Origin of the sequence: Huijunlia imazamoxiresistens (genome assembly GCF_037132455.1) — a bacterium.
In the GTDB taxonomy this organism is placed as follows: domain Bacteria; phylum Bacteroidota; class Bacteroidia; order Chitinophagales; family Chitinophagaceae; genus Flavisolibacter; species Flavisolibacter imazamoxiresistens.
In genome coordinates, this window is the sequence record NZ_JBBBEI010000007.1 from 215,431 (window position 1) to 229,106 (window position 13,676).

Here is a 13,676-nt window from a genome sequence, read left to right on the forward strand (position 1 = left end):
GTACGGGTGCTCTTGTTTGCGGATAAGCGGTAAGGGGGCAATAAATCAGAGCGATACCTTTAGTCCGCCCATCAGCCAACGGCCGGGCATACGGGCGCCCAGCAGGTCGGTATAGTGGCGGTCCAGCAGGTTGTCGGCCTCGCCGAACAGGCTCACCTTGTCTTTCAGCAAAAAGGTTTCGGCCTTCAGGTTCAGGACAAAATAGTCGCCCGAAAGCGGCGTCAGGAACGTTGCGCCGGCTATCCGGGCTCGTTTCTTGTACAGTCCGTTCACGCTCAGGCTGCCGCAAGGCAGGGAATAACGCACGGTAAAATTGGTCAGGAACTTTGCCGCGGACAGGATATAGAGCGAGGGGTTGGTTTCGGTGGTTTGGGCATCCATCCATACCAACCCACAGGAGGCAAACAACTGCCGGCCGTTGGCATAGTTCCGGTGGTAGTGCACGTCCGTTTCCCAGCCGGTTACGGTCAGCTCGTACACGTTTTTGGCCAGCAGGTAGGTGGTATCCCGAAGGTTCTCCTTGCGGGGCATCTGGGCATAGCGCGTCAGTACGTAGTCGATCAGCCCGTCATTCTCCCTGCGGAAAACCGTAGTGGCCACCTTCAGGCCCTCCAGGGGCGTCCAGTCGGCCCCGGCCTCGTAGCTGGTGGAGCGTTCCGCTTCCAGGCCGGGGTTGCCGACGCGGGTGCCGGGGGCCAGGTAGGGCGGCTTGTTGTAGTTGTTATACTGTTCGGTGAAGTCGGCATACCGGATGGTCCGGCCGGCGCTGGCGCGGAACAGCACTTTTGCCAGCTGGTAGGAGGCGTTCAGCTGGGGCACCAGCTGGGCGCCGGTGCCTTCGTGGCCGTCGAGCCGCAGGGCCGGGCTGATGTTCAGCGCGCTGCCGATGCGCTGGTGCAGTTGGACAAAGGCGCCGGCGGTTTGATCGCTGTGGTCGCCCCGGTCGTTGGAGCGGATCGCCCGGTCGAGGAACTGGGCGCCACCCGTCAGGGTCGTTTGCTCGCCAAACTGGTGGCTATACACCGCCAGGGCCTGCCAGAGTTCCGAGCGGTTCCGGTTGGCAGCGGTCACCCGGTTGAACTGGTAGCGGTCGTCCACTTTTTTGTAGCCGGCCTGGAGCGAAAAGCTGTTGCGGCCCTTCTGGTAGGCGGCCCGCAGCTGGTTCCAGAGCGACTGCACTTTTTCGGTGGCCGTATCCGCTGCGGAAAGGGTATAAAAGTTCTGGGCGCTGAAGTTCCGGTGGTCGTACGCGCTGCGCCAGGCCAGTTGCCAGCTGTCGCTGAGCTGGTGGCTGGCAGCGACGGAAGCCGTATGGTTGTTCAGAAATCCCCGGGTACCGCGCTGGGGCTGCCCATTGGTGTTGTTGCTCAGCACGCCCGCGCTGACGGCCGTTTTGCCGTTGCTGTAAAAGCCGCCGGCCGAAATATTCTGCAGGCCGTATTCTCCGGTTGTTTGCTGAATCGACAGCTCTTTACGGGCGGTTTTCCGGGCAAAGGTTTTGGTGATGATGTGGATGACGCCGCCCACCGCATCGGACCCGTAAATGGCCGAGGAGGCGCCCTTCAGCACTTCGATGCGCTCGATCTCGGAAGGGGCCACGGGGATATAGGAGCTGAAGTGGCCGGTATTGGGATCGTTCAGCCGCAGGCCGTCGAGCACCACCAGTACCTGCTGAAAGGTGCTGCCCCGCAGCACCAGGTCGCTCTGGGCGCCCATGGGCCCGCGGGCCTGCACTTCCAGGCCGGGTACGTACCGCAGCAGTTCGTCGAGGGAATGAACGGGCAGCTTGGAGATTTCCTCGCCCCGGATCACCAGGATATTCCGGCCGGTTTTGGAGGCGGCCACCGGGCTCAGGGAAGAGGAAACCGTCACCGGGTCCAGTTCCACCGGGGCATCCTGTGCCCCTGCAGAAAGGGCGGCACAGGCGGACGCACTTAAAAGTACGTTTCGTAAACGCAGCATGTTATTTCAATTTAAGGCCGCAAAAGTAGGCCTGCGGCGGGGGAATTGGTTCATTGGTTCATTGGTTCATTGGGAATTAGGGAGGGGGGCAGTATTATAAAAAAGGGTTCGGAACTATTAAAAAGTTCCGAACCCTATATGTTGCAGGTTTATTCCCTGCTGGAAAGCTGTTTCTGTCTAACGTCCTAATTCCCAATGAACCAATGCCCTGTACTCAGTACGATTCCTCGTCCGTAGGAAAGGTATTCTCCCGGACATCCGAAATGTATTGCTGAACCGCGCCGGTGATGAGTTCGTGGAGGTTGAGGTATTGGCGCAGGAACCTCGGTTTGAATTCGACGTTGATGCCCAGCATGTCGTGCATTACCAGCACCTGCCCGTCGCAGTGCTTGCCGGCGCCGATGCCGATGGTGGGGATTTCCAGGCTTTCGGTTACTTCCTTGGCCAGGGCGGCGGGGATCTTTTCCAGCACCACGGCAAAGCAGCCGGCTTCTTCCAGCAGCTTGGCGTCGCGCTTCAGTTTATTGGCTTCGTCCTCTTCGCGGGCCCGTACGCTGTAGGTGCCGAACTTGTAGATCGACTGGGGCGTCAGGCCCAGGTGGGCCATTACCGGGATGCCGGCCGACAGGATCCGTTTGACCGAATCGATGATCTCTTCGCCGCCTTCGATCTTAATGGCGTGGGCGCCCGTTTCCTTCATGATGCGGATGGCGGAGGCCAGGGCAATGTCGCCGTTGGACTGGTAAAAGCCAAAGGGGATGTCCACCACCACCAGGCACCTTTTGACCCCGCGGATCACCGAGGAGGCATGGTAGATCATCTGGTCGAGGGTAATGGGCAGGGTGGTTTCGTGGCCGGCCATCACGTTGGAAGCGGAGTCGCCTACCAAAATCACATCCATCCCGGCTTCGTCGAAGAGCCGCGCAAAGGAGTAATCATAGGCGGTGAGCATCGATATCTTTTTTCCTGCAGCTTTCATTTTCTGCAGGGTGTTGGTCGTTATCCGTTTTACTTCCTTGGAAACACTCATTTGCACAAATTTGGGGGGGCAAAATACAAAGGAATTTGGGTTAATTGGTTAATTGGTTCATTGGGATATTAGGAATAAGGTTGAAGTGTCTTTTTCAAGGGAACCTTAATGACTGTAAGTTCATTATTTGCAGGGATCATTTACTACCCGGGACTGTATTTAACGATACCGGCATTCCCGCCTAATTCCCAATGAACCAATGAACCAATGAACTAATGCACGATGCCGCTGGCCATCACTTCTTCGTAAAGCGTGTGGATAAGGCCGTCGGCCAGGCCGATCTTGGGCACGAAGATGTCTTCGGCATCGGACCAGCGCATGACGTTGATATAAATTTGCAGGGCCGGCACGATCACGTCGGCCCGGTCTTCGCGCATTTTGTACTGCAGGATGCGTTGCGGCACGGTGAGGTTGCTGAAGTCCTTGTGGTAGCTGCGCAGCAGCTCCAGGCTCAGGGGCTTGCCTTCCTTTCGCTTCGACAGCGAAAACACCTTGTTGATGTTGCCGCCCGAGCCGATGGCCGTAATATGGTGGTAGCCGCTGGTTTTGGCCTTGATGAACTCTTTCATGCTGTTCCACTCCTTGTCGCCGACCTGGTTTTTCAGCAGGCGGATGGTGCCGATATTGAACGACTCCTTGGCTACCAGGCGGCCGTCGCTGAAGAACGTCAGCTCGGTGCTGCCGCCGCCCACGTCGATGTACAGGTACGATTCTTCGGAACTGAGGTTTTCGGCAATGTGGTTCTCGTAAATGTAGGTGGCCTCTTCCTGTCCGCTGATCACGCGGATGGTGATGCCCGTTTCCTCCTTCACCTGCTGCAGGATCTCCGCCGCATTGGCGGCATCCCGCATGGCCGAAGTGGCGCAGGCCTTCAGGTGTTTGACATCGTATACGTCGAGCAGCAGCTTGTACGATTGGATGGTTTTGATGACCTGGTCGCGTTTCCGGGGCGAGATCTCGCCCCGCTCGAACACGTCGAAGCCCAGTCGCAGGGGCACCCGCACCAGGGCTTCCTTTAAAAATTCCGGGCGACCCATAGGGTCCTTGATCACATCGCTGATCAACAGCCTGCAGGCATTGCTGCCGATATCAATCGCTGACAGTCTCAATGGCTGAAAGGGTTTTTTGGTATAAGTATTTGTATGTCTCCACCTGCGAACGTACCGGTTTTTCGTCATTTGTCCGCACGTACTCATTGTTCAGGTCATTGTCCAGCCAACGGGCCTTCACATTGTCCTGCAACTGGATGTCGAGGATCTGCTTCAGTTCCTCGCGGATGTCCGGGTCCAGGATCGGGCAGGTAGCTTCCACGCGGTGGTCGAGGTTGCGCACCATCCAGTCGGCCGAGGAAATATACACTTTTTCTTTGCCGCAGCTGTGGAAAAACCAAACCCGGGCATGTTCCAGGTATTCGTCCACGATGCTGATGGCCGTTACCGGGCGGGCAAACTTCTGGTCCTGCGAATACATGCAGAAAATGCCGCGGATGATCAGCTTTATTTCCACGCCGGCCCGGGCGGCATCGTACAGGGCTTCGATCAGCTGGTCGTCCGACAGGGAGTTCATCTTGGCGATGATGCGGGCCTCCCGGCCCTTGAGGGCATTGCGGGTTTCGATGCGGATCAGTTTCATCAGCTCGCGGCGGGTAAACTCGGGGCTGGGAATGATGGTGCTGCAGGCCTTTAGGAAATGGGTGCCGGTCTTGTAGTGTTCGATGTAGTTGAAAATGCGGTTCACATCGGCCATGATGGCCCCGTTGGAGGTCAGCAGGCAGTGGTCGGCATATACCCTTGACGTACTCTCGTTGAGGTTGCCGGTGCTTACAAAACCGTAATGCAGGATGCGGTCCTGGAAGCGCTTGCGGATCACGCAGATCTTCGCATGCACCTTCATGTTGGGAATGCCGATGAACACTTTTACGCCTTCGTCTTCCAGCCGTTCCTTCCAGGCCAGGTTGGCTTCCTCGTCGAAGCGGGCCCGCAGCTCCAGCATCACCGTTACCTGCTTGCCGTTGCGCACGGCATTGACCAGGGCGTTGACCACCTTCGACTGGGTGGCCAGGCGGTAGCAGGTCACCTTGATGGATGTCACCTCGGGGTCGATGGCGGCTTCGCGCAGCAGGTCGATCACGGGGTAGAAGTCGTGGTAGGGGAAGTGCAGCATGATGTCGCGTTCCATCACCACGTCGGTCACCCGGCGTTCGAGCAGCAGGGGGTGGTCGAAGGGCTTGCGGCGGTGGCTTTCACTGTTGAATACCTGCTGGGGGAAGTCCATAAAGTGGCGGAAGTTGTGGATGCGGCCGCCGGGGATGAGGTTGTCGCGCTTGGTGAGGTTCAGCCGCTGGAAGAGGTATTCCAGCAGGCCGGGGTCCATTTCCCGGTCGTACACGAAGCGCACGGGCTTGCCCTTGCGCCGGTTTTTGAGTCCCTTCTGGAGTTTTTGGATGAGGGTGGTGGACAGGTCGGTGTCGAGGTCGAGCTCCGCGTCGCGGGTCACCTTGAACACGTGGGCCACGTAGCGGTTGTAGCCGAAGTAGGAAAAGATCTCCGGCAGGTTGAAGCGGATGATGTCTTCCAGCAGGATGATATGGTGCTCGCCGGCGGGGGCGGGCAGGATCACGAAGCGTCCCAGCACCCTTGAGGGCACTTCGATGAGGGCGTATTTCTTTTTCAGGGCGCTGTCCTGCATCGACATCACCACGCCCAGGTAGAGTGATTTGTCGCGCAGGTTGGGAAAGTCGGGAATGCTTTCGATCATCAGGGGGATGACGTTGGAGCTGACTTCCCCGTCGTAATAATTGCGCACGAAGACGGCCTGCTCGGGCGTCAGGTCCTTTTCGGTGACCAGGAAGATTTTTTCCTTTTTCAGCTCTTCCAGGATATTTTCCCAGATGCGGTTGAATTCGCTTTGCTGGTTCAGCACGATCATCTGGATGGACTGCAGGATCTGTTCGGGATTTTCTTCCAGGTGCATCTTGGCCTTGTGGCCGTAATGGATCATGCGCTTGAGGGCGGCTACCCGCACCCGGAAAAACTCATCCAGGTTGTTGGAAAAGATTCCCAGGAAGCGGATGCGTTGCCGCAGGGGCACGGAGGGGTCCGCCGCTTCCTGCAATACCCGGCCATTGAACGCCAGCCAGCTGATGTCTCTCGGAATGGTCTTGCTTTTGGAATGGGCCATAGTACCGTTTAAGATTGAGGAGGTCGGTATTGGGGATTTCGTCTCGCCTGAGGCGAGACGAAATCATTTTGTTGGAACAAAATACAACATCTATACCCCGTTTTTCATCCGGTCCACCAGGGAAGTGGTGGAAAACCCTTCCAGGATGGGATTGATGATTACCTGGCCGCCGGCGGCGATCACCTCTTCGGCCCCGGCAATGTCCTCTACCTTGTAGTCGCCGCCTTTTACCAAAAAGTCGGGCAGGATGGATTTGATCAGCTCGCGGGGGGTGTCTTCGGAAAAGAGCACCACGGCATCCACCATGCTCAGCGCCGCCAGCACCAGGGCCCGGGCGTGCTCACTGTTCAGGGGCCGGCTGTCGCCCTTCAGTTTTTTGACCGATACGTCGGCGTTGAGTCCCACGATAAGCACATCGGCAGTTTGGGCCGCCTGGCGCAGCGAGGCGATGTGGCCGGCATGCAGCAGGTCGAAGCAGCCGTTGGTAAAGGCGATCTTTTTGCCCAGCACGCGCCAGCGTGCCAGTCTGCGTTGTAATTCTTCCGGCGTTACGATCTTTTCGTCAATGCTATTCCCCGTTTTCACGTTCTTTTCGTTTTTTATTGTAATAAGAAAATAAGGCTGCAAATGCGACCCCGCCCAGGATGATGATAAGGGTCTGTACCGACCACAGCAGCCACCCCAGGGCGTTGCCGATGGTGTTTTCGTCCAGCCCGTACAGGCCCATCAGCGTGGCCACCAGCAGGGGATAGGCGCCGATGCCACCGGGGGTGATGATCATGCCCACGCTGCCGATGGCCAGGGTCGTCAGCCCGCCCAGCACGCCCAGATGGGCGGTTTCCCGCAGGGCCATCAGGCCCAGGGTGGTACTTGAAAGATACAGTACCCAGATGAGGACGGTATGAAACAGAAAGAGTTTTTTGTGTTTGATCAGCCGGATGCTGCCCAGGCCGTGGGCAATGCCCGAAAGCACGTTTTTCACCCGCGAAACGGCATCGATATGCCCGAAGCGTTTGAGCAGGAAATACACCAGCAAGCCAACGCCCACCACCACCGCTACGGCGATGCTGATGCGGACGGGGGAGAAGTGGCCGGACTGGTCGCGGAAAAAGTTGCCGAAGAGGTTGGACGTAAATTCCCCGATCACGTGGCCCTGCAGGATAAGGGCCAGGAAAAAGATCACCACCAGGCCCACCACGTCCACCGCCCGTTCCACCACGATGGTGCCCACCAGCTTGTCGGCCCGCACCTTTTCGTAGCGGGAGAGGAGGGTGCACTTCACCACCTCGCCCAGGCGGGGTACGCCGGCATTGACGAGGTATCCGATCATCACGGCGGCGAAGGTATTGAAGGTGGAAGGGTTATAGCCCAGCGGCTCCATGAGGATCTTCCAGCGCAGGGCCCTGCTGTAGTGACTCAGCAGCAGCAGGGCCGCTACGGGCAGGATCAGCCACAACCGGGCATTCCGGATAGAAGACTTGATGTGTTCCCACTGCTCCGCATCGATGTTTTTCACCGTCAGCCAGACGAACAAAATGCCCAGCCCCAGGAAAAACAGGTATTGAAGTATGGTCAGAATCGATTTCTTCATGCCCGCCGAAAATAACCATTGTTTGGTGAATCGTCAATGGTCAATAGACAATGGTCATTGGTCCGGACCTGTAAGTCGTAAGCCAGTAAACAAGTAAACGCGTAAACAGCTTACAGCAGGTTGCCTTCTCTGGGAAAAACGATCCAGGGTTTGAAGGTTTTGGCTTCTTCGAACGGCATGCTGGCATAGGAGATGATCACCACCACGTCGCCCACCATGCCCTTGCGGGCGGCGGGGCCGTTCATGCAGCAGACGCCCGAGCCGCGCTTACCCTTGATGAGGTAGGTTTCTATGCGCTCGCCGTTGTTGACGTTTACGATCTGCACTTTTTCGTTCTCGATCATGTTGGCCGCATCCATCAGGTCTTCGTCCAGCGTCAGGCTGCCCACATAATTCAGGTTGGCTTCCGTAATAACGGCACGGTGCACTTTTGATTTAAGCACGGAGATAGTCATAGCGGCGCAAAGGTAAGGCTTGAAAGCGATGAGCGGTTTAATTCAGGGTCATATTATCGATCAGGCGTACCCGGTGCAGGGTGGCGGCCACCAGGGCCACCAGCTTTTGCCCGTCGAAGGCCGTAGCTGCCTGCAGGGTGTCGGCATCGGCGATCTCCACGTAATCCACGGCAAAGCCCTCGCTTTCCAGGCGTTTTTTCCCTTCCTGTTTCAGGCCGGCCAGCGGGTGGCTGCCCAATTGCTCCTTCAGGTACGACAGGGTCTTATAAATGCCCAGGGCCAGCCGGCGCTCTTCGGGGTCGAGGCGGAGGTTGCGGCTGCTCATGGCCAGGCCGTCGGCCTCGCGGATGGTGGGGCAGACCACCAGCTCGATCTGGTGCTCCTTTCCCATAAGCTGGATGAGCTTTTTCACCACCATGCTCTGCTGGTAGTCTTTTTGGCCCAGGTACAGGCGGTCGGGCTGCACGATCCGCAGCAGGCGGTCCACCACCTGGCACACGCCCTGGAAGTGGCCCGGCCGGTAATGGCCTTCCAGCACCGTTTCAATAGGGCCGAGGTCATACTGTTGTTGCGGAAAGCCCTGTGGATAAATTTCTTTTACCGCAGGCAGAAACAGCAGGTCGCAGCCGGCAGCCGCCAGCTGTTCGATATCTTTTTCAATGGTGATAGGGTAGTGGGTAAAATCCTCGGGGTTGTTGAACTGGGTGGGATTGACGAAAATACTGCAGCAGGTCAGGTCGTTTTGTTCCTGCGAAAGCCCGATCAGGGAGAGGTGGCCATGGTGCAGGGCGCCCATGGTAGGTACAAAGCCGGTGGTTTTTCCCTGGTTCTTTGCCCGCTCCAGGAACAAAGTGACATCTGATGCTTTTTTATATATGATCATCCTTTAACAGATAGAAGGTGGTAGTGTTAACGCCTATTTCCAATAATTGGTTACCTTTGCAAACCTTTTGGAAAAAGTTTAAAACGGTAACAATGTCAGCAAAGAAAAGAATTTTATTTATTGCCAATGAAATGTCCCCGTACCTGGAGTTGACAGAATTTTCAGAAATTGTTAACAAACTGGCAATAAAAGCAAACGATAATGGATTTGAAGTGCGCTGCATTATGCCCCGTTTTGGTACCATCAACGAACGTCGCCACCGCCTTCACGAAGTTGTACGCCTGTCCGGAATCAATGTTTCCATAGATAATGAAGATTTTCCCCTGCAGATCAAGGTAGCTTCCCTGCCCAATGCCCGCCTGCAGGTGTATTTCCTGGACAACGAAGACCTGTTCAAACGGAAGCACGTTTTTACCGACGACAATGATAAATGGTTTGATGACAACGGCTTACGCACCGTCTTCTTTTGTAAGGGTGCCCTGGAAACGGTGAAAAAATTCGGATGGCCGCCCGACCTCATCCATTGCAGCGGCTGGATGACCGGCCTGATCCCCTTTTATTTAAAGAGCGTGTACAAGCGCGAGCCGGTGTTCTCGCACAGCAAGGTCATTTACACGATCGGGCAGCATACTTTCCCCGACAACCTGGGCGCCGATTTCATTGAAAAAGCCATGATCCACGCCTCCCTGAAGGAAAAGGACTTGGAAGTGTTCAAGCCGGCCGACAACACGGCACTGCTGCGCGGCGGGGCTACCTTTGCCGATGCCATCACCTTCGGATCCGAAGAGGTGGAGGCCAAACTGGTGGAAGAATTCTCGAAAGTGCGGGGCAAAAAGACCCTCCCGTTCAACCTCGAGTCTGATTTAACAGACTATTTACAGTTGTATACCGACCTTGCCGGGAAGTAAGTGGTTCCTTATTTTTTGTTTATGGTTTTTGGCGGATGGTAGCTTTGGAGCAGGTGGAACCCCGGTTTTCCGGTTTCGCGGGGCTTCGGACCACCCGCTGAAAACCATAAATTTTTCCTATTTTTTTTAACAGATCAATACTTATTTGTGAAGAAACAAAGCCTGGGCATTTTCTTACTGGCGCTGATCTCCTGCTCGCTGATCTTTTTTCCTTCCTGCAAAAAAATAAACGAAGCTACCGAACTGGGCGGTGACCTGATCCCCGCGGTGGACAATATCACTACTTTCGAATCTTCCCTTTCCACGGAAACCGACAACTTCCGGCTGAACGATACCACGAAGCTGCTGTATGCCAACCCGCTGGCGGTAGCCATCGGCAACATCGGCAACGATCCCGAGTTCGGCACCACCAATGCCGCGGCTTATTTTAACCTGGGCCTGGCTACCTACGGCAGCAACCCCTTTGTTTCCCGCGATTCGATCGTGGGCATGGACTCGGTGGTGCTGTCCCTGGCCTTTAGCGGCGCCCACGGCGACACCGCTACGCCCCAGACCCTGCGGGTGTACGAGATCGCCCCGTCCTCCAACTTCAACGATACCACGCTTTATACCTATAACGAAGCCGATATTGCTACCACTTCCGAACTGGGTTCCCGCACCTTCGCCTTCCAGTCGCTGAAGGACTCGATCCTGCTGGTACGGAAGAGTGACACCCAACAGGTGGCCAACGTGCTGCGGATCCGCCTCAACAACACACTGGCCGACCGCTTTGCCGGTTTCAATGCCTCCGGACCCTATGCCAGCGACCTGAACTTCAAGACCGCTTTCCGCGGGCTGGCCGTAAAGGCCGACAACACGGGCAACGGCCTCGGGCTCTTCGACCTGGCCAACAGCTCTAAAACCTTCCTGACCTTTTATTTCCGCGTCAAGCGCAGCGGCGCCATCGATACCACGGCCGTCAGTTTTACCCATAATACCCGCCTGCGTGGGGATAGTACCAATGCCCCGTTTGCCTTCGGCGGCCAGGCCAATATCATCCGCCGCACGCCCGGAGGCGAATGGGACCGCCTGCTGCAGAACGGCACCGCCCAGGACAGCAAAGTATATATCCAGAGCCAGCCCGGTTCCTATGCCACGGTAAAAGTACCCGGCCTGGACACCCTCGCCAACTCCTCCAGGCTCATACACCTGGCCGAACTGATCATCCACCGGGTACCCTCGGCTGCCGACGCCCTGTTCGCGCCGCCTTCGCGCCTGTTCCTCGACCGGGTGAATACGGCCGGCGATACCCTGTTCAATATGGAACGGGACTTTCCGCTGATCTCGGGAGGAACGCTCAACTTTACCTCCTTCGGCGGCACCCTGCGCTCCGACAGCACCTACCGGTTCAATATCACGAAGTACGTACAGGACGTGGTTTCCGGCAAGCTGCCCCGGACGAACATCCTGCGGCTGTCGGCTCCTTATTATACCACCCTTTTTGACAAGGTGCAGGGAAATAAAGTGTCGTATTATGTGATCGACCAGCCCGCCAGGGGCCGGGTGACCCTGGCCGGCGGCAATTACGCCGACCCCAGGCTGCAACTGCGGCTCCGTGTCGTATACTCAAAACTTTAAATCTCGTTGTTCCCTGACGGGCTGTATATTTGCCGGTCCTGAAGGGCGTGTAACTACAATTTTTCACTCTATTCTAAATACCCGAGTCATGCCTTATTTATTTACATCGGAAAGCGTATCGGAAGGACACCCCGATAAAGTCGCGGACCAGATATCTGATGCCCTGATCGATAACTTCCTTGCCTTTGATCCCGAATCCAAGGTAGCCTGCGAAACGCTAGTGACCACTGGACAGGTAGTGCTGGCCGGAGAGGTGAAATCCAAAGCCTACCTGGACGTGCAGGATATCGCCCGCCAGGTGATCCGCAAGATCGGCTATACCAAGAGCGAGTATATGTTCGAGGCCAACTCCTGCGGCGTTTTATCGGCCATCCACGAGCAGTCTTCCGATATCAACCAGGGCGTGGACCGGAAGGAAAAGGAACTGCAGGGTGCCGGCGACCAGGGCATGATGTTCGGCTATGCCACCAACGAAACGGAGGATTACATGCCGCTGGCGCTCGACCTGGCACACAAGCTGCTGCAGGAGCTGGCCCAGCTGCGCCGCGAGAACAACGAGATCAAGTACCTGCGTCCCGATGCCAAGAGCCAGGTGACCCTGGAGTACGACGATAACAACCGTCCCGTGCGCATCGATGCCATCGTAGTCTCCACCCAGCACGACGATTTCGATACCGAAGCGGCCATGCAGGAAAAGATCAAGACCGACATCATCAACATCCTCATCCCGCGCATCAAGGCCAAATACCAGACCTATGCCGGCCTGTTCAACGACCACATCAAATACCATATCAACCCCACGGGCAAGTTCGTAATCGGCGGTCCCCACGGCGATACCGGCCTCACCGGCCGCAAGATCATCGTGGATACCTACGGCGGCAAGGGAGCCCATGGCGGCGGCGCCTTCAGCGGTAAAGATCCTTCCAAGGTAGACCGTTCGGCTGCGTACGCCACCCGCCACATTGCCAAGAACCTGGTAGCCGCCGGCGTCTGCGACGAAGTGCTGGTGCAGGTTTCCTACGCCATCGGCGTGGCCGAGCCCATGGGCATCTACGTCAATACCTACGGCACCGCCAAGGTACAGCTGACCGACGGCGAGATCGCCAAAAAAGTGGAAGGCATCTTCGACATGCGTCCCTACTTCATCGAACAGCGCCTGAAGCTGCGCAACCCCATTTACAGCGAAACGGCCGCCTATGGCCACATGGGCCGCAAGCCGGAAGTGGTGACCAAGGAATTCTTCGCCCCCGGCGGCACCACCTTCCAACGCGAAGTGGAGCTGTTCACCTGGGAAAAGCTGGATTACGTGGAACGCGTGAAAGAGGCATTTAATTTATAAGTTCCTAAGTTTCTGAGTTCCTGGGTTCCTACGTTGTTTTTGGTTGATGCTTTTAAAAAGTTGCCTTTAAACAACACGAAACTCAGGAACTTAGGAACTAAGAAACTCAGGAACTAATCCTCCCTCCGGGAGGTTTTTTATTTTTGGACAATGGACGAACAACATAATCCCTGGACGGTCCTGGGAGCAACGGAAGTGTACGACAATCCGTGGATCAAGGTAACAGAGTACGATGTGCTCAACCCCTCGGGCGGGAAAGGCATTTACGGGAAAGTGCATTTTAAGAACCTCGCTATCGGCATCCTTCCCCTGGACGAAGACCTCAATACCTACCTGGTGGGACAATACCGCTTTACGCTGGACCAGTACAGCTGGGAAATTCCCGAAGGCGGCGGGCCGTTGGTGGACGACATCCTGCATTCGGCCCGGCGCGAGCTGAAGGAAGAAACCGGGCTGGTGGCCGAAGAATGGATCCCGCTGCAGCAACTGCACTTGTCCAACTCCGTTACCGACGAGCACTGCCACCTGTTCCTGGCGCGTCGGTTACGGCAGGAAGAAGCGATGCCCGAGGAAACGGAGCAGCTGCAGGTGCGGAAACTGCCCTTTGCGGAAGCGTACCGCATGGTGGAAGAAGGCGTGATCACCGACGCGCTGGCCGTGGCCGCCATTTTGAAAGTGAAGATCTTACTGCTGGAAGGCAAAATAAAATAA

The 13,676-nt window shown here is 56.6% G+C and carries 12 protein-coding genes; 4 read left to right on the forward strand and 8 right to left on the reverse strand.

What is annotated here, in order from left to right; translation table 11 throughout:
• Positions 1-45 precede the first annotated feature (45 nt).
• The 8 genes from V9K67_RS11205 to panC form a co-directional block, all read right to left on the reverse strand.
• Positions 46-1,962 carry a TonB-dependent receptor plug domain-containing protein gene (locus tag V9K67_RS11205; protein ID WP_336722413.1) on the reverse strand — a complete coding sequence of 639 codons (1,917 nt, stop codon included), beginning with the start codon at positions 1,960-1,962 and terminating at the stop codon, positions 46-48.
• A gap of 214 nt (positions 1,963-2,176) precedes the next feature.
• Complete coding sequence (gene panB / locus V9K67_RS11210) at positions 2,177-2,992, reverse strand: 3-methyl-2-oxobutanoate hydroxymethyltransferase (RefSeq protein ID WP_336722416.1); 816 nt, start codon at positions 2,990-2,992, stop codon at positions 2,177-2,179.
• A 212-nt stretch (positions 2,993-3,204) separates the two neighbouring features.
• A complete protein-coding gene (locus V9K67_RS11215) occupies positions 3,205-4,101 on the reverse strand; it encodes a Ppx/GppA phosphatase family protein (protein WP_336722418.1) in 897 nt (298 codons plus the stop codon).
• Positions 4,082-6,172, reverse strand: a complete 2,091-nt coding sequence (ppk1, locus tag V9K67_RS11220) for a polyphosphate kinase 1 (RefSeq protein ID WP_336722421.1) — start codon at positions 6,170-6,172, stop codon at positions 4,082-4,084. Before ppk1 ends, V9K67_RS11215 begins: the two co-directional genes overlap by 20 nt.
• A 90-nt stretch (positions 6,173-6,262) precedes the next feature.
• Positions 6,263-6,757 (reverse strand): D-glycero-beta-D-manno-heptose 1-phosphate adenylyltransferase, encoded by a 495-nt coding sequence (gene rfaE2 / locus V9K67_RS11225; RefSeq protein ID WP_336722423.1) that lies wholly within the window; start codon positions 6,755-6,757, stop codon positions 6,263-6,265.
• Complete coding sequence (locus V9K67_RS11230; protein WP_336722425.1) at positions 6,741-7,763, reverse strand: lysylphosphatidylglycerol synthase transmembrane domain-containing protein; 1,023 nt, start codon at positions 7,761-7,763, stop codon at positions 6,741-6,743. The genes rfaE2 and V9K67_RS11230 overlap by 17 nt, the downstream gene beginning before the upstream one ends.
• Before the next feature lie 110 nt (positions 7,764-7,873).
• Complete coding sequence (gene panD, locus V9K67_RS11235) at positions 7,874-8,218, reverse strand: aspartate 1-decarboxylase (protein ID WP_336722428.1); 345 nt, start codon at positions 8,216-8,218, stop codon at positions 7,874-7,876.
• A gap of 37 nt (positions 8,219-8,255) precedes the next feature.
• Positions 8,256-9,101, reverse strand: coding sequence for a pantoate--beta-alanine ligase (gene panC, locus V9K67_RS11240; protein WP_336722429.1), 846 nt, complete (start codon positions 9,099-9,101; stop codon positions 8,256-8,258).
• 92 nt (positions 9,102-9,193) lie between these two features.
• Between panC and V9K67_RS11245 the strand changes: the two genes are divergently transcribed.
• The 4 genes from V9K67_RS11245 (at position 9,194) to V9K67_RS11260 (ending at position 13,676) form a co-directional block, all read left to right on the forward strand.
• A complete protein-coding gene (locus tag V9K67_RS11245; RefSeq protein WP_336722430.1) occupies positions 9,194-10,009 on the forward strand; it encodes a glycogen/starch synthase in 816 nt (271 codons plus the stop codon).
• Between the two features lie 147 nt (positions 10,010-10,156).
• Entirely contained in the window at positions 10,157-11,626 is a 1,470-nt protein-coding gene (locus V9K67_RS11250; protein ID WP_336722432.1) for a DUF4270 family protein, read from the forward strand.
• Positions 11,627-11,714: 88 nt separating this feature from the next.
• Entirely contained in the window at positions 11,715-12,965 is a 1,251-nt protein-coding gene (gene metK, locus V9K67_RS11255; RefSeq protein ID WP_336722434.1) for a methionine adenosyltransferase, read from the forward strand.
• A gap of 150 nt (positions 12,966-13,115) precedes the next feature.
• Positions 13,116-13,676 (forward strand): NUDIX domain-containing protein, encoded by a 561-nt coding sequence (locus tag V9K67_RS11260; RefSeq protein WP_336722436.1) that lies wholly within the window; start codon positions 13,116-13,118, stop codon positions 13,674-13,676.

Excerpts from the sequence above, each read along its gene's own strand:
- V9K67_RS11230 (WP_336722425.1), bottom strand. The coding sequence starts at position 7,763 with ATGAAGAAATCGATTCTGACCATACTTCAATACCTGTTTTTCCTGGGG.
- ppk1 (WP_336722421.1), bottom strand. The coding sequence starts at position 6,172 with ATGGCCCATTCCAAAAGCAAGACCATTCCGAGAGACATCAGCTGGCTG.
- V9K67_RS11260 (WP_336722436.1), top strand. The coding sequence starts at position 13,116 with ATGGACGAACAACATAATCCCTGGACGGTCCTGGGAGCAACGGAAGTG.
- panC (WP_336722429.1), bottom strand. The coding sequence starts at position 9,101 with ATGATCATATATAAAAAAGCATCAGATGTCACTTTGTTCCTGGAGCGG.
- metK (WP_336722434.1), top strand. The coding sequence starts at position 11,715 with ATGCCTTATTTATTTACATCGGAAAGCGTATCGGAAGGACACCCCGAT.
- V9K67_RS11245 (WP_336722430.1), top strand. The coding sequence starts at position 9,194 with ATGTCAGCAAAGAAAAGAATTTTATTTATTGCCAATGAAATGTCCCCG.
- panD (WP_336722428.1), bottom strand. The coding sequence starts at position 8,218 with ATGACTATCTCCGTGCTTAAATCAAAAGTGCACCGTGCCGTTATTACG.
- V9K67_RS11205 (WP_336722413.1), bottom strand. The coding sequence starts at position 1,962 with ATGCTGCGTTTACGAAACGTACTTTTAAGTGCGTCCGCCTGTGCCGCC.
- panB (WP_336722416.1), bottom strand. The coding sequence starts at position 2,992 with ATGAGTGTTTCCAAGGAAGTAAAACGGATAACGACCAACACCCTGCAG.